Consider the following 14,610-nt stretch of genomic DNA (forward strand, 5'->3'; position numbering starts at 1 on the left):
GTGGCTGTCGCTGAAAGCGGAAATGGTTCGTTATTTTCCTGTGCGACGCTTATGCCTGTTATGCCGTGGCTCGCCTCGCTATACTTCACCCATCTTTCCGCAAATGAGTACCGCTTATGATCCGCAGTATGACCGCTTATGCCCGCAGCGAAGCCAAAGGCGAATGGGGCAGCGCCGCCTGGGAGCTGCGTTCCGTGAACCAGCGTTATCTGGAAACCTACATCCGCCTGCCGGAACAGTTTCGTGGGCTGGAGCCGGTTATCCGCGAGCGCATTCGCCAGCGTCTGACGCGCGGTAAAATTGAGTGCAACCTCCGTTTTGATGCCGATCCCAGCGCACAGGGCGAACTGATGCTCAACGAAACGCTGGCGAAACAGCTGGTGCAGGCTGCCAACTGGGTAAAAATGCAGAGCGACGAAGGCGCGATTAATCCGCTGGATATTCTGCGCTGGCCGGGTGTGATGTCTGCGCAGGAACAGGATCTGGATGCCATCAACACCCAGTTGTTGCAGGCACTGGATGGTGCGCTTGATGACTTTATTGCGGCACGTGAAAGCGAAGGTACCGCCCTGAAAGCGATGATTGAGCAGCGTCTGGAAGGCGTCTCGCAGGAAGTCAGCAAAGTGCGCGCGCAGATGCCTGAGGTGATCAAATGGCAGCGTGAGCGGCTGGTCGCCAAACTGGAAGATGCTGAAGTCCAGCTGGAAAACAATCGCCTTGAGCAGGAACTGGTGATGATGGCGCAGCGTGTTGATGTTTCTGAAGAGCTGGATCGTCTGGATGCGCACGTTAAAGAGACTTACAACATCCTGAAAAAGAAAGAAGCAGTTGGCCGCCGTCTCGACTTTATGATGCAGGAGTTCAATCGTGAGTCGAACACGCTGGCTTCGAAGTCGATCAACGCCGAAATCACGACTTCAGCTATTGAACTGAAGGTGCTGATTGAGCAGATGCGCGAGCAGATTCAGAATATCGAGTAATTTCCACCCACTTTAATGAAATGCCATAAAACCCGTAAGTTACGGGTTTTATTATCTCATCAGGAATCATCCCTTCTCGCAAAACCTCCTGCTATTACAATACCACCTAATGTCCCAATTACCCCTTTGACCATTATTGTTTTGGTACAAGCAGGCAGAAAGGGAAAGCTATCAGATACACAGATTTAAGCCTAGTTAGAGTCTCAGGAACGCTTTGACTGACGCTCTAACGGAAACGGATTGTACCTTTATTACTGGAAAGAGTTTTCAATACCTAAATGGTGCTTTCGCTATAGTTACGGAGGAAAAAGGCGCGTGACTGGATATGAATGCTGAGCCGGTGCTCTCGGAGATTAGTATTTATCGTCCCGCGCTGACTGGTGTGGATATGCATTTGTATAACAGCCCGGCGACCATCCAGCAGCTGATGCAGGAGCGTAAGGAAAAGCATCAAGGAAAACAGCAGAAGGAGAACCGGTCATGATGTACTGCCCGTACTGCAAAAGCCCGGCGCATGTTAAATCGAGCCGCTATATGTCCGAACAGGTTAAGGAACGTTATCATCAGTGCACCAGCCTAGACTGTTCCTGCGCGTTCAAGACCAACGAGAGTACTACGAAAGTGATAACCGTACCGTCGCAGCCGGAAATCTGCAAGATGCCGCCCCCGCCGCCGCCTCAGCGCCAGTCGCAGACCTTAGGTCGCTACGGAGGCGCCTTCAGGCACTAACAGAAAACCTCACACTCTCCCTGCCAACCGGCGGGGATTTTTGTGCGCAAAGCTAAAGATTTCCTGCACGGTGACGAGTATAAATATATAAATAGTGATGCATGCAAAAGATACGGGTCAGAAGCACAAACGGGGCCAGTACTAGCGCGGCCTGAGCCTTTAGATGCAGGTGCATGAAAAGCAACGCATAAAGCGGGCAGGCGTGGCGGGGATAGCATTGTGCGTGAAGAGGATTTATGGATTTCCCACAAATGTTGTACCCAAGAAGATATGGTGGGGTAGATCAAATACTACTTTTCAGATATGGAGTGACTATTGAAATGGAAGTAAAAAGTGTTGAAATAATCACAGAGCAAGATGATAGTCCTGAGGTTGTTATTGGTTTAGTTGGAGCAATTGGCACAAACCTTGATCAAATAAAAGTCACTATCAAGGAGATGTTCGCCACATATTCATATGATGTTATGGATATAAGAATATCATCAGAGATAATAAAAAAATTTAAACCAATGGATAGATCGGAAGAGAACTATGTAAATATAAACAATCTTATGACAGCAGGGAACGAACTCAGAGAAAAGAGTAAAAATAATGCAATTCTTTCTATGGCTGCCTCAGCATTAATAAGTAGTCATAGAGACTTGGAAGTCTCAGGCCTACCTAAACCTAAAAGTAAAAAAGCATATATAATACACTCTCTGAAGCATCCAGCAGAGGTAAACCTTCTCAGAGATATATATACTAATGGGTTTTACTTAATTGGAGTCTATTCTGATGAGGATAGAAGGAAAAGTTACCTAGTAAATCATAAATCAGTTTCTGAGAAAGAAGCAGCAGAATTAATAAAAAGAGATGCACATGAAGGAGATAAGTGGGGGCAACACACTCGGGACACATATGAACTTGCTGACTTTTTTGTAAGCTCTGAAAATAATTATGATAGAGTAACAAATCATCTTTGGCGTTTTTTTGACTTAATTTTTGGAAAGCCAAACATTAGCCCAACTTTCGATGAGTATGCTATGTCTATGGCATATTCTGCATCTTTAAGATCAGCTGACCTGTCTAGACAGGTTGGAGCAGTTTTAACTAAAAATAAAATGATATTAACTACTGGGGCGAACGATATTCCTACCTTTGGCGGTGGTTTATATTGGCCTGAAATGATAGACGATAAGATACAAGACATCGAAGGTGGTAGGGATTATACAATAGGATATGATTCTAACACAGATGAAAAACAGAACATTATAAACGACATCATTGATAAATTTAAAACCGAAATCGATGATACTGATGATAAAACAATCAGAAAAAACAAAAATAAGTTATCAGAATTGATTTTTAGGGCTTTAAACAATAGTAAAATAAAGGATATTACCGAATATGGCAGGGTTGTGCATGCTGAAATGGAAGCTATCCTCTCTTGTGCAAGAAGTGAAATAAATACTCATAAAGCAACACTTTACTGCACAACATTCCCATGCCACAACTGTGCTAAGCATATAGTTGCAAGCGGTATTGAAAAAGTCTTTTACATAGAACCCTACCCTAAAAGTAAAGCATTTTTATTCCATAAGGATTCCATCGAGTCTTCAGAAATAAGCAAGAGTGCTCAAGAAGTCAAAAAGGTTATATTTGAACCTTTTGTCGGTGTTGGTCCAAGATGTTTCTTCAACCTCTTTTCAATAAACTTAGGCACTGGTTACAAAGTAGTACGGAAATATGATGATGGAACGGCCGTAAAATGGGAAAGAAAAAATGGTAGACTTCGTGTACAGATGCTACCCTCGTCCTATATAGAAAAAGAACTTAAAGCGGCAGACAGCCTAAACAAAATAGTTAAGGAGAATTTAAATGTCACACGATAACCACCAAGATTTGTTTGAGTTTCTTACAGAAGCCAGCAAAACCGTTTCTGACTGGCCAGCTTGGAAACAATCGGGTTCAGATGCTACACAGTTCCAGGACTCGAAACAACGCAAAAACCATTACGAGAGTAACTGTTTCGCATTAAAACGAGCCACCTCTTCTTAGAGAATATCTAAACGTGCTACTTTTGTACCACGGATTGTACCAATGCAATAAAAGCTTAAAAATCTTTAAAAAACAAAAGATTATCTAAAAATAAAAAAGCAGATTCAGAATATCGAGTAATTTCCACTCAACAAAGCGCTCGCAGTGGCGCTTTGTTCCCCTCTCAGGCGCTGTCAGCACTTAAAGAGTTAGCTCCTTCCGTCAATTGATCGCTTTTTCAGCGCGGCCAGCATCAGAATCAGGTAAAGATAAATAAATAATCATTTCCAGACTGTTCCTGAAACGGCCTCGCTTACAATTAAAGCTTCTTTCAGGCTTAGATTAATTATTTGAAAAATAATGATTTTATCAGGTTAATGTACTTTTATAGCCGGTATTAACGCTTCTCCATGAAACAGGTCAATCCTGTAGATGCCGGAGTTTCCCTTTCTTTGAAGGCACTTTTTGATAAAATGTTGGTCGAAATCAGTACAGCTGTACCGCCTTAAGACTCATGGAAGTGCTCTTTGTGCGATGCATCCCTCTATCCCATGAAGGTTGTTAATGAAAAACACCGGAAAATTTAGCAGTTCGCTGCTGCATCCGCGTTATTGGTTTACCTGGTTTGGCCTTGGCGTACTCTGGCTGCTGGTCCAGCTCCCCTATCCTGTTCTTATGCGTCTCGGTGCCGGTGCCGGCAAAATCTCTCGCCATTTCCTGCAGCGCCGCGAGCGTATTACCCGTCGTAACATCGAACTCTGCTTTCCGGGCATCAGCGAAGAAAAAACAGAACATATGATTGCTGGCAATTTCGCGTCGCTTGGGATGGCGCTGGCTGAAACCGGTATTGCCTGGTTCTGGTCTGACCGTGCGGTAAGACGTCTGTTTAAAGTGTCGGGAATGGAAAACCTGCATGCCGCGCAGAAAGAAAAGCGAGGCGTGATGCTGATTGGTGTGCATTTCATGTCACTGGAGTTGGGCGGCCGCATCAGCGGACTCTGTCAGCCAATGATGGCGATGTATCGCCCACACAATAACCAGGCGATGGAGTATGTGCAGACCAAAGGGCGGATGCGCTCAAATAAAGCGATGATCGACCGTCGTGATCTACGCGGTATGGTTAATGCCCTGAAACAGGGTGAATCGGTCTGGTTTGCGCCTGACCAGGATTACGGCCCTAAAGGCAGCACCTTTGCGCCGCTGTTTGCGGTGGAAAAAGCCGCCACGACTAACGGGACTTTTGTTCTGTCGCGTCTGGCGAAGCCAGCGATGGTGCCGATTATGCTGATTCGTAATCCAGGAAATGATGGCTACCATTTGATCATCGAACCGATGCTGGAAAATTATCCTCATACGGACGAGGCTGCTGCTGCAGCTTATATGAACAAAGTAATCGAAAATCAGATCCTTCGCGCACCCGAACAGTACCTTTGGCTGCATCGTCGCTTCAAAACCCGGCCACCGGGTGAAAAGTCGCTCTACGTCTGAGTTAACTGATAAAGCAGGCCTCGTGCCTGCTTTGTTGTTTTAATCTTCTGAACGACATCTGCTTTACGTCCACTCTCTCATCCTCGTTTGCTGTGCTCTCATACTGCCTCTGCCGTTATAGCTACCTCTACAGTTTCTGCTGTTCAGCACACCTGTCTGCGTCCGGCAGGCTGGTATCAAAGAGATAATTAAGGAATGATGAATCCTCTTACCTCGTCAATGCCGGACAATCTTATGGATATCAACGATACACAGCAGTGGCAGCGTCCGCTGATTGATGATCGCCTTACGCCCTATATTGAAGTGGATGCAGAGCGCATGGAGCAGAACCTGCAGCATATGCAGCGCAAAGCCAGTGCGGCAGGCGTCGCGTTGCGACCCCATATCAAAACGCATAAAAGCGTCTGGATTGCGCAGCGTCAGATCGCGTCCGGTGCTCAGGGTGTTACCGTCTCTAAGCCCAGCGAAGGCATCAGCTTTATTCAGGGCGGTGTTCGTGATCTGCTATTAGCCTATCCGATTGTGCAACCGCAAAGCGTAGCTGAATTGCTGCGCCACGCCGTGCTTCATCAGGCAAAGCTCACCCTGATTGCGGACAGGCTGCAGGGCGTGGCGGCTATTGCTGATGCCTGCCAGCAGCAACCGGAATGCGACCTGGCGGTAGCGATTAAGGTTGATGTTGGATTACATCGGATAGGTGTCAATCCTGATACAGATGAAGCGGTGCTGATTGCTCAGGCGCTGCAGGACAAAGGGTTACGCTTTGCCGGATTAGTGTCACATGCTGGCCACGCTTATGGTGCCGGTAATGCCGCGGCCATTGCGGATGTCGCCCGGCAGGAAACGGCATTGATGCAGCGAGTACAGGCAAAACTGCAGGCGGCTGGTTTTACCGACTGCCCTCTCTCTGTAGGTTCAACGCCTACGGCGCTGGCAGCAGAGATTGCACCCTGCATTAATGAAATCCGGCCCGGAAACTATGCACTACTGGACCTAACCGCCTGCCGTCTCGGATTAACTCACGTCGATCAGCTGGCAATGAGCGTCATTACCCGTGTCGTGGCGGTGAACGATCATTTCGCGATTGTGGATGCCGGGTCAAAAATGCTGAGTTCGGATAAAGGGCCACACGGCACCAATGCCAGCGGCTTTGGTGTGGCAGCCGACGAAGCGGGTCAGACTTATGAAGTGACAAAATTATCTGAGGAGCACGGTTTTCTGCTTTATCAGGATCGCCGCCCTGAAGTCGGCACGCTGCTGCGTATCTTCCCTAATCACAGTTGTGCCGTGATGGCGCAGTCGGACGGCTTTGTTCTGCGGCACGCTAACGGCCATAGCGAAGATCATGTGGTTTCTGCGCGCGGCAATTTCATCTGAGTCAGTGGCAGACAGCATCATCCGTTGTCTGCCATTTGTACGAAACCCTTTCAACACCACACTTCTGCTGTTACAACGTTTTAACAAGCCTGGCCCCATGCTTTAATGCTTTTTTAGCTTATTCACCGGAGGTTACATGCTCTCCTCTCGCACTCTGAGCCTGACGATTCCACGTCACTGGTTAGATCTTTATGAAACCATCTGGAAACCGGAGTTTTTCCCAAAGTGGGCTTCCGGGCTGACGCACAGCGCGTTAGAACCCGATGGCAATCGCTGGCGTGCTAAAGGCCCCCAGGGCAATGTGAAGATCCGGTTCTCGCCACATAATCCGTTTGGGGTAATGGATCACTGGATTGATAGCGGCTCGGGAAAGGAGATCTACGTACCGATGCGCGTGATAGCAAACGAACAGGGCGCCGAGGTGATGGTAACGGTTTATCGCCAGCCATTTACTTCAGATGAGAAATTTAAGCAGGATATTGAATGGGTTAGCAACGATCTTGAGAAACTCAACCAGCTTCTTACACAATAAATCAATGACTTAGCGCGCCTTTTTCTCTGCATTTATCACTGGCCGTTAATGAAAAAAAATAGAAAAACTTTCGACGATAAAGCATAAAGCGCTTATCTGATTACTCATCATCCTTACGCATTTATCACCAACCCTGCTTAAGCATCACTGCCAGGAAAAATCCTGGCAAAATCCTCTGAAAGGCAGGCGACCCCCTCTGATTTCGGGCCTCCTGGTTTGCCGCACAAACAATTTCTGACTGACCCATACATTAATCATTAACAATCGTTTATTAGCAATCTGCTGGGGATTTAATATTTATCATGCATAAAGTGAAACCATTTATTTCTGTAGTCACGTAATCAGACTTTTCTTATGGTGTTAAATTAAATAAAACAATGTATAAATCATTCCACACACAGCAATACCCATAATGATAAAACAGGAAAAAAGTCATGGACCGCTCAACGTATCCTTTGTTATCAGAAAAAGAATGCGTTGAGATTGCCGCAAGGATGCTGGCAGGAGAATATAAAACTACAACAGGATTTATTCGTGATCTGGCGGAATTCTTATTCGCTGAAGGGAATTCCGCCATGACACGAAACAGCGATTTTACCAGGGATATCTTTTTTATCCAGGCATCATTTGATTGAACCCATAATAACATGGCAAGCCTGTAAAGCGTTTTCAGGACTTCGGCCGGAAAAATTGCACTAACTAACGGTGTTACAGCAACCTCTCCTTGCCGTTACACAACTATTTAATTCTCACAGAGTCGATGGACTCTAACGAGTATATTATGGCAATACGTGAAAGCAGTCTGAATGGCGCAAAATGGTCTCTGCTCTCTTCAATCAAAATTATTGGCATCGGCGTATTACAACTCTCGTTGCTGGCGCAGATTCTGCAGGCGAATGAGCTCAATCTGCTGGCGATCGCCGTGATAGCTTTACTGGCTATCGATACTCTGGCCGATCGGGGCTTCTCAAATACGCTGATCCGCCGCTCGATTCTCTCTATCAATGACCTCTCCACGATCTACTGGGGTAATATGTTGATGGGGGTCGCGGTGTTTGGTCTGTTATTTACTGGCAGCCACCTGCTGACCAGCCTTTTTGATCAACCTGAACTGGCATTAATGCTGCAGATGGTCTCAGTGGTGTTTATTATCATCCCACAGGGTCAGCATTACCGTGCGATATTACAGCGCGAAAAACAATATACCCGTATCGCTTTTGCTGAATCCTCCTCGGTATTAGCCGGACTTGCCGTCACCTTATTTACCGTCTGGCTGACCCCTTCAGTGTTGTGTGCGATCTGGGGTTATCTGGCGATGGCATCCATTCGTATGCTGATTTACTGCTACTATGGTCGTTCATGGTTCCAGCCGGAATACCGTTTTAGCCTGAATGCATTTTCTAAAATTCGTGCAAGAAACAAATAATAAAATAAGTCTGTATGGTGGGCTCTGAGCATCCGAAACGATGCGTTGGCGTGCTGTTAACCAGCACGCCTTTTCTTTTTATTTAGTCTGTCACAATATTTACCTGATCGATTCTTTTCCCGCAGCATCCAGCCCTTTTTTATCTCCTGTATAAACTGGTTTTCGACCAGCGGCTATCTGGCGATCGTCGTCAGTTTACCGCCCGCCCTGGGTCGGAAAACCCCGCGCCGGAACGCGCAAACCCTCTGTACGTTGTTTCCTCTCAACTTTTTCAATCACCTGCCGCAGTCCCTTCGCAAAAAAGTCTTTCTATGATGACGCCAGCGCTGGCTGGTATAAACTGCGCTCATCCCGGACGCCGATCGCCAGAAAATCTTCGGCGCCGTCTCTCAAGCAATGCCGTAGTCTTGCCGCCGTCTTACTGGAGTCTGCTATGTTACTGACCGTTCTCTACATTATTGGTATTACTGCTGAAGCCATGACGGGTGCGCTGGCGGCGGGGCGTCGCAAAATGGATCTGTTCGGTGTCATCATTATCGCGTCCGTGACCGCCATTGGTGGCGGTTCGGTGCGCGACATCCTGCTGGGTCACTATCCGCTGGGCTGGGTGAAACATCCCGAATACATCATGATTGTTGCAGCGGCGGCGGTAGTGACCACTTTCCTGGCACCCCTGATGACGCATCTGCGCAAAGTGTTTCTGGTGCTCGATGCGTTAGGACTGGTGGTCTTTTCTATTATCGGCGCGCAGGTTGCGCTCGATTCAGGACACGCCATGATTATTGCCGCGATAAGTGCGGTCATTACCGGCGTCTTTGGCGGCGTACTGCGTGACATGTTCTGTAATCGCATTCCGCTGGTGTTTCAGAAGGAACTCTACGCCGGTATCGCTTTCGCCTCTGGCTGGATGTATATCCTGCTGCTGAAAACCACACTGGCGCATGAAGCGGTGATTATCATTACCCTGTTGTTCGGATTCTTCGCCCGTTTACTGGCGCTGCGCTTCCGTCTTGGTTTGCCGATTTTCAACTATCCCCATCCCGAGCATTGAGGATGCGGGAATTCCCTGCTGTCTCAGAAAAGCGATCAGCGTCTGCAGGCGGGCATCATGGAACTGCGTAACCAGGCGCTTTGCCAGCGCCGCCCCGACACCCGGTAAAGCTTGCCAGTCCCTGACATCCCGCTGCGTTAAGCTCTCCCACTGCTGATCGGGCAGCGCATTGAGGGCCTTCCGCGGCAGTGAAACACCTAAGGCATCCACCCAGCGACGAAGCGGCTGCTGACGGGTGAGATTAAAACGGTGCCAGAGCTGACCCGCCCGCTCCCGAGAGAGGCCCGTTGCGGCGGCGATCTGTTCCGGTGTTAACGTCAGCCAGCCGAACAGGTGCGTCATACTGCCGGTTTCCAGTAAGTGCAGCCAGGTGCTGCGCTCAACGCCAGGAATATTCAGTACCGTTTTCTGACTGAGCCAGCGTAATTTTGCCAGTAGCTGCTTCTGGCATTCAGCGCTGAAGGTGTAACAACTCAGCGGCGTGTAGCGCGACGCGTCGGGAGGCTGAGGATAGTGCCGCTCTGCCACGCGCCAGATCACCCGCTCCAGCCGGGGAATGCCCTGGCCTGCCAGACTCAGTGTGATGACATCTCCCGCCACGATATCGCTCTCCTGCCAGCGACGCAACGATCCAACATTGACCCGCCTGACCGTCTTATCATCCAGCTGTACCGGCTGCAGATTAAGTACCGCGGCTATCTTCCCGGTTCGGCCGACTGGAAAATCGACGGAGAGCACTTCAGCGCTGACTTCCGGAGGCTGATATTTCCAGGCAACGGCCCATGTTCCCTCTCCAGGCAGCCAGTTTTTGCCCGCAGGTCGCAGGCTCTGATGAACGACGACACCGTCAGTGACAAAGGGCAGCTCAGCATGAAACCAGCGCTCCCGCCACGCTGCAACCTCCTCTTCGTCTTTAACGCTGTGGCTCCATTTTGCGGCAACGCCCAGTCCCCAGCGGCTGAGTTGCTGAAGGCGTTCCGTCATCGTGGCGGGGCCATCTGGCCAGGCCCAGATAAAAATATCGAGCGAATCCAGCAGAGGAACCCGCTGCTTGCTCATCATGGCACCAGCGACCTGTGAGCGCGCATTCCTGCCGCCATCAACCGCCTGCTGATGACCGGTCATCGACAGAAACAGCTCACCCTGCAGCACAATCTCTTCAAGTCCGGTCTCGATCTGCAGCGGAATCGCAGGGATCCAGGCGGCTTTAGCCAGCCACTCTTCACCGCGTAATCCATCACCACGACTCAACAGTGAAACCAGTTTGCCGTGGCGATAAACCAGGGAAACGGCAATGCCATCCACTTTCGGCTGCACCCAGAGATCGTGCCGCCCCTGCATCCAGTAAGCCAGGGCCAGCTTGTCGCGCATCTTTTTTACGCCCGTGTGGGCGACCGGATGCAGGTGCTCACCCTCACCCGGCAGTTGCGGTGCGTAAGCGGGCTGCAGAAGGTTAAAGCAGTGCTGCCAGTGATTCAGTCGCTGCTGCAGACTGTCATAATCGGCATCAGCCACCGGACTCTGCCCCTGACGATAGTAAGCATCATCCCAGTGCTGCAGCTGCTGTTGCAGACGACGGATCTCTTCTGACGCCCGGGTGGGTGTCCAGACGGGACAAAGGGCGCTATGCGCAGGCCATAGGACGATCCACAGAGCAGCCGCAAACAGCGGCCAGCCGAATCCTTTCATGATCTCTCTCCTGACGTTTTGCAGCATTCAATACCGGTGCTTCAGCGTCAGCCAGAGGTGATGTTCAGCTATGGAAGGAATGCCGTCGCAATCAGGGGATAATTACAGTCGTCCGACAGAGATTTGCGCGAAGATGCGCAAAAGTTGGGTGTTGCCGCTGCGCAAACGCTGCGTGGCGGCGGGAAGCTGTGTATACTGTGCAGGAAATCGACTCCGCTTTTAATCAATTCAAGAAAACCATGGCTCAAGGCACGCTCTATATTGTTTCTGCTCCCAGCGGCGCAGGTAAATCCAGCCTGATTCAGGCGCTGTTAAAGACCCAGCCGTTGTATGATACGCAGGTCTCTGTTTCGCACACGACGCGCGGTATGCGTCCGGGTGAAACCCATGGCGAACATTACTTTTTTGTTGAGAAGCATGAATTTGAGCAGATGATCGCGGAAGAGGCTTTCCTCGAACATGCCAAAGTTTTCGACAACTATTACGGTACCTCGCGCCATGCTATTGAGCAGGTGCTGGCAACCGGCGTTGACGTGTTTCTCGACATCGACTGGCAGGGTGCGCAGCAAATTCGCACCAAAATGCCTGGCGCACGCAGCATCTTTGTTTTGCCGCCTTCGAAAGAAGAGCTCGATCGCCGTCTGCGCGGTCGTGGCCAGGACAGCGAAGAGGTGATCACGCGTCGCATGGCTCAGGCGGTAGCGGAAATGAGCCACTACGCCGAGTATGACTATTTAATTGTGAATGATGATTTCGATCTGGCGCTGTCCGATCTGAAAACCATTATTCGCGCAGAACGTCTGCGTATGGCGCGTCAGAAGGCGCGTCACGATGCTTTAATCAGCAAACTGTTGGCAGTCTGAATACAGTTTCAGTATGATGCGCAGTCATTTCTTCATCTGTGGAGTAGCACACCTATGGCACGCGTAACCGTTCAGGACGCAGTAGAAAAAGTTGGTAATCGTTTTGACCTGGTGTTGGTCGCTGCACGTCGTGCACGTCAGATGCAGGTAGGCGGCAAAGATCCACTGGTTCCGGAAGAGAACGATAAACCTACCGTTATCGCCCTGCGCGAAATCGAAGAAGGTTTGGTCACCAATCAGATTTTAGATGTGCGTGATCGTCAGGAACAGCAAGAGCAGGAAGCCGCTGAGTTACAGGCCGTTACCGCTATCGCTGAAGGTCGTCGTTAACAGCCACCTGCAGGTCGCCCTTGTATCTGTTTGAAAGTCTCAATCAACTGATTGAAAAATACTTGCCAGAGGAGCAGATCAAGCGCCTCCAGCAAGCCTACCTTGTCGCACGTGATGCCCACGAGGGACAGACACGCTCCAGCGGTGAGCCTTATATCACCCACCCGGTTGCCGTGGCCTGTATTCTGGCGGAAATGAAGCTCGACCATGAAACTCTCATGGCCGCGCTGCTGCATGACGTGATCGAAGATACGCCTGCCACTTACCAGGACATGGAACAACTGTTCGGTAAAAGCGTGGCGGAACTGGTCGAAGGCGTTTCCAAGCTGGATAAGCTGAAATTCCGCGACAAGAAAGAAGCGCAGGCAGAGAACTTCCGCAAGATGATTATGGCGATGGTGCAGGATATCCGCGTCATTCTCATCAAGCTGGCTGACCGCACCCACAATATGCGCACTCTCGGCGCATTACGCCCGGACAAACGTCGCCGTATCGCGCTGGAAACGTTAGAAATTTACAGTCCGCTGGCGCACCGCCTGGGTATTCATCATCTTAAAACAGAGCTGGAAGAGCTCGGTTTTGAGGCCCTCTATCCGAACCGTTATCGGGTCATTAAAGAGGTGGTGAAAGCCGCGCGCGGTAATCGTAAAGAGATGATCCAGAAGATTCTTTCTGAGATCGACGGCCGTTTGCAGGAAGCGGGCATTCCCTGCCGCGTCAGCGGGCGTGAAAAGCATCTTTACTCGATTTACCGCAAAATGACGCTGAAAGAGCAGCGTTTTCACTCGATCATGGATATCTATGCCTTTCGCGTCATCGTGAAAGATCTGGATACCTGCTATCGCGTTCTGGGCCAGATGCACAGTTTGTATAAACCGCGTCCGGGCCGCGTCAAAGATTATATCGCCATCCCCAAAGCGAACGGCTATCAATCGCTCCATACCTCAATGATTGGTCCGCACGGCGTGCCGGTCGAAGTACAGATTCGCACCGAGGATATGGATCAGATGGCGGAAATGGGGGTCGCTGCGCACTGGGCTTATAAACAGGCGGGCGAAAGTGGCACCACCGCACAGATTCGCGCTCAGCGCTGGCTGCAAAGCCTGCTGGAGCTGCAACAGAGTGCGGGCAGTTCGTTTGAATTTATTGAAAGCGTGAAGTCCGATCTCTTTCCCGATGAGATCTACGTCTTTACACCTGAAGGCCGCATTGTTGAGCTGCCAACCGGTGCGACGCCGGTGGATTTCGCTTATGCGGTCCACACCGATATCGGCCATGCCTGCGTTGGCGCACGCGTTGACCGCCAGCCTTATCCGCTGTCGCAAACCCTGACCAGCGGTCAGACGATTGAAATCATCACCGCGCCAGGCGCCCGTCCTAACGCCGCCTGGCTCAACTTTGTCGTCAGCTCCAAAGCCCGCGCAAAAATTCGTCAGCTGCTGAAAAACCTCAAGCGCGAAGACTCCGTCAATCTGGGTCGCCGCCTGCTCAGCCATGCGCTGGGCGGCAGCCGTAAACTGGCTGAGATTCCGCCTGAGAATATCAGGCAGGAGCTGGATCGTATGAAGCTGACCTCGCTTGACGATCTGCTGGCAGAAATCGGTCTGGGCAATGCGATGAGCGTGGTGGTGGCGAAGAACCTGTTGCAGGCTGACAGCAACGCCATCAGCAGCAACAGCAAGCGCGGTAAACTGCCGATCAAAGGTGCAGATGGCGTGTTGATTACCTTCGCCAAATGCTGCCGTCCGATTCCCGGTGACCCGATTGTTGCCCATGTCAGTCCCGGCAAAGGGCTGGTGGTGCATCATGAATCCTGTCGGAATATTCGCGGCTACCAGAAAGAGCCTGAAAAATTCATGCCGGTCGAGTGGGATAAAGTCACCGAGCAGGAGTTCGTGGCGGAAATCAAAGTCGACATGTTTAACCATCAGGGCGCACTGGCTAACCTGACGGCGGCAATCAACACGGCCGGTTCCAATATTCAGAGCCTGAATACCGAAGAGCGTGATGGCCGCGTTTACAGCGCCTTTATCCGCCTGACCGCACGTGATCGCGTCCATCTGGCGAATATCATGCGTAAAATTCGCGTGATGCCGGATGTGATCAAAGTCCATCGTAACCGTAATTAG

General features: G+C 50.2%; 14 protein-coding genes. 13 read left to right on the forward strand and 1 reads right to left on the reverse strand.

All coding sequences use genetic code 11. The features are described from left to right. Positions 1–116 precede the first annotated feature (116 nt). From LC417_RS21280 to LC417_RS21325, 10 genes are all read left to right on the forward strand, one after another. Positions 117–980 carry a YicC/YloC family endoribonuclease gene (locus tag LC417_RS21280; protein WP_033766535.1) on the forward strand — a complete coding sequence of 288 codons (864 nt, stop codon included), beginning with the start codon at positions 117–119 and terminating at the stop codon, positions 978–980. A gap of 325 nt (positions 981–1,305) precedes the next feature. Beyond that, the gene (locus LC417_RS21285) at positions 1,306–1,464 is read left to right on the forward strand and encodes a hypothetical protein (protein ID WP_154210881.1); all 159 of its coding nucleotides are present in this window, start codon (positions 1,306–1,308) and stop codon (positions 1,462–1,464) included. Continuing rightward, a complete protein-coding gene (locus LC417_RS21290) occupies positions 1,461–1,709 on the forward strand; it encodes an ogr/Delta-like zinc finger family protein (protein WP_022624900.1) in 249 nt (82 codons plus the stop codon). Before LC417_RS21285 ends, LC417_RS21290 begins: the two co-directional genes overlap by 4 nt. A 236-nt stretch (positions 1,710–1,945) precedes the next feature. After that, a complete protein-coding gene (locus LC417_RS21295) occupies positions 1,946–3,580 on the forward strand; it encodes an anti-phage dCTP deaminase (protein ID WP_022624899.1) in 1,635 nt (544 codons plus the stop codon). A 709-nt stretch (positions 3,581–4,289) separates the two neighbouring features. Next, positions 4,290–5,213, forward strand: a complete 924-nt coding sequence (gene lpxP, locus LC417_RS21300; protein ID WP_022624898.1) for a kdo(2)-lipid IV(A) palmitoleoyltransferase — start codon at positions 4,290–4,292, stop codon at positions 5,211–5,213. A 234-nt stretch (positions 5,214–5,447) separates the two neighbouring features. Then, a complete protein-coding gene (locus LC417_RS21305) occupies positions 5,448–6,590 on the forward strand; it encodes an alanine racemase (RefSeq protein WP_223566335.1) in 1,143 nt (380 codons plus the stop codon). A 136-nt stretch (positions 6,591–6,726) separates the two neighbouring features. Next, on the forward strand, positions 6,727–7,122 hold the full coding sequence (locus LC417_RS21310) for a hypothetical protein (RefSeq protein WP_010258391.1): 396 nt from the start codon (positions 6,727–6,729) through the stop codon (positions 7,120–7,122). Between the two features lie 434 nt (positions 7,123–7,556). Then, entirely contained in the window at positions 7,557–7,757 is a 201-nt protein-coding gene (locus LC417_RS21315; RefSeq protein ID WP_010258393.1) for a hypothetical protein, read from the forward strand. 146 nt (positions 7,758–7,903) lie between these two features. Beyond that, entirely contained in the window at positions 7,904–8,548 is a 645-nt protein-coding gene (locus LC417_RS21320; RefSeq protein WP_223566330.1) for an oligosaccharide flippase family protein, read from the forward strand. A gap of 433 nt (positions 8,549–8,981) precedes the next feature. Then, positions 8,982–9,599, forward strand: coding sequence for a trimeric intracellular cation channel family protein (locus LC417_RS21325; RefSeq protein WP_010258398.1), 618 nt, complete (start codon positions 8,982–8,984; stop codon positions 9,597–9,599). Here LC417_RS21325 and ligB read toward each other — a convergent pair. Then, positions 9,537–11,288: an NAD-dependent DNA ligase LigB gene (ligB, locus tag LC417_RS21330; RefSeq protein ID WP_223566331.1), complete on the reverse strand. Its 1,752-nt coding sequence runs from the start codon at positions 11,286–11,288 to the stop codon at positions 9,537–9,539. The two genes, LC417_RS21325 and ligB, sit on opposite strands and share 63 nt — an antisense overlap. 239 nt (positions 11,289–11,527) lie before the next feature. Between ligB and gmk the strand changes: the two genes are divergently transcribed. Genes gmk through spoT form a run of 3 tightly spaced genes read left to right on the forward strand, consistent with a single transcriptional unit; the run spans position 11,528 to position 14,610 of the window. Continuing rightward, positions 11,528–12,151 (forward strand): guanylate kinase, encoded by a 624-nt coding sequence (gene gmk, locus LC417_RS21335; RefSeq protein ID WP_010258405.1) that lies wholly within the window; start codon positions 11,528–11,530, stop codon positions 12,149–12,151. A 54-nt stretch (positions 12,152–12,205) separates the two neighbouring features. Next, complete coding sequence (gene rpoZ, locus LC417_RS21340) at positions 12,206–12,481, forward strand: DNA-directed RNA polymerase subunit omega (protein WP_003851346.1); 276 nt, start codon at positions 12,206–12,208, stop codon at positions 12,479–12,481. A 20-nt stretch (positions 12,482–12,501) separates the two neighbouring features. Beyond that, positions 12,502–14,610, forward strand: coding sequence for a bifunctional GTP diphosphokinase/guanosine-3',5'-bis pyrophosphate 3'-pyrophosphohydrolase (spoT, locus tag LC417_RS21345; protein WP_010258411.1), 2,109 nt, complete (start codon positions 12,502–12,504; stop codon positions 14,608–14,610).

The organism is Pantoea sp. OVA07A, assembly GCF_019969975.1.
In the GTDB taxonomy this organism is placed as follows: domain Bacteria; phylum Pseudomonadota; class Gammaproteobacteria; order Enterobacterales; family Enterobacteriaceae; genus Pantoea; species Pantoea agglomerans.

What these genes read in the sequence shown, in the direction of transcription:
- LC417_RS21280 (WP_033766535.1), top strand. Translation starts at nt 117, where the DNA reads ATGATCCGCAGTATGACCGCTTATGCCCGCAGCGAAGCCAAAGGCGAA.
- LC417_RS21285 (WP_154210881.1), top strand. Translation starts at nt 1,306, where the DNA reads ATGAATGCTGAGCCGGTGCTCTCGGAGATTAGTATTTATCGTCCCGCG.
- LC417_RS21290 (WP_022624900.1), top strand. Translation starts at nt 1,461, where the DNA reads ATGATGTACTGCCCGTACTGCAAAAGCCCGGCGCATGTTAAATCGAGC.
- LC417_RS21295 (WP_022624899.1), top strand. Translation starts at nt 1,946, where the DNA reads ATGGATTTCCCACAAATGTTGTACCCAAGAAGATATGGTGGGGTAGAT.
- lpxP (WP_022624898.1), top strand. Translation starts at nt 4,290, where the DNA reads ATGAAAAACACCGGAAAATTTAGCAGTTCGCTGCTGCATCCGCGTTAT.
- LC417_RS21305 (WP_223566335.1), top strand. Translation starts at nt 5,448, where the DNA reads ATGGATATCAACGATACACAGCAGTGGCAGCGTCCGCTGATTGATGAT.
- LC417_RS21310 (WP_010258391.1), top strand. Translation starts at nt 6,727, where the DNA reads ATGCTCTCCTCTCGCACTCTGAGCCTGACGATTCCACGTCACTGGTTA.
- LC417_RS21315 (WP_010258393.1), top strand. Translation starts at nt 7,557, where the DNA reads ATGGACCGCTCAACGTATCCTTTGTTATCAGAAAAAGAATGCGTTGAG.
- LC417_RS21320 (WP_223566330.1), top strand. Translation starts at nt 7,904, where the DNA reads ATGGCAATACGTGAAAGCAGTCTGAATGGCGCAAAATGGTCTCTGCTC.
- LC417_RS21325 (WP_010258398.1), top strand. Translation starts at nt 8,982, where the DNA reads ATGTTACTGACCGTTCTCTACATTATTGGTATTACTGCTGAAGCCATG.
- ligB (WP_223566331.1), bottom strand. Translation starts at nt 11,288, where the DNA reads ATGAAAGGATTCGGCTGGCCGCTGTTTGCGGCTGCTCTGTGGATCGTC.
- gmk (WP_010258405.1), top strand. Translation starts at nt 11,528, where the DNA reads ATGGCTCAAGGCACGCTCTATATTGTTTCTGCTCCCAGCGGCGCAGGT.
- rpoZ (WP_003851346.1), top strand. Translation starts at nt 12,206, where the DNA reads ATGGCACGCGTAACCGTTCAGGACGCAGTAGAAAAAGTTGGTAATCGT.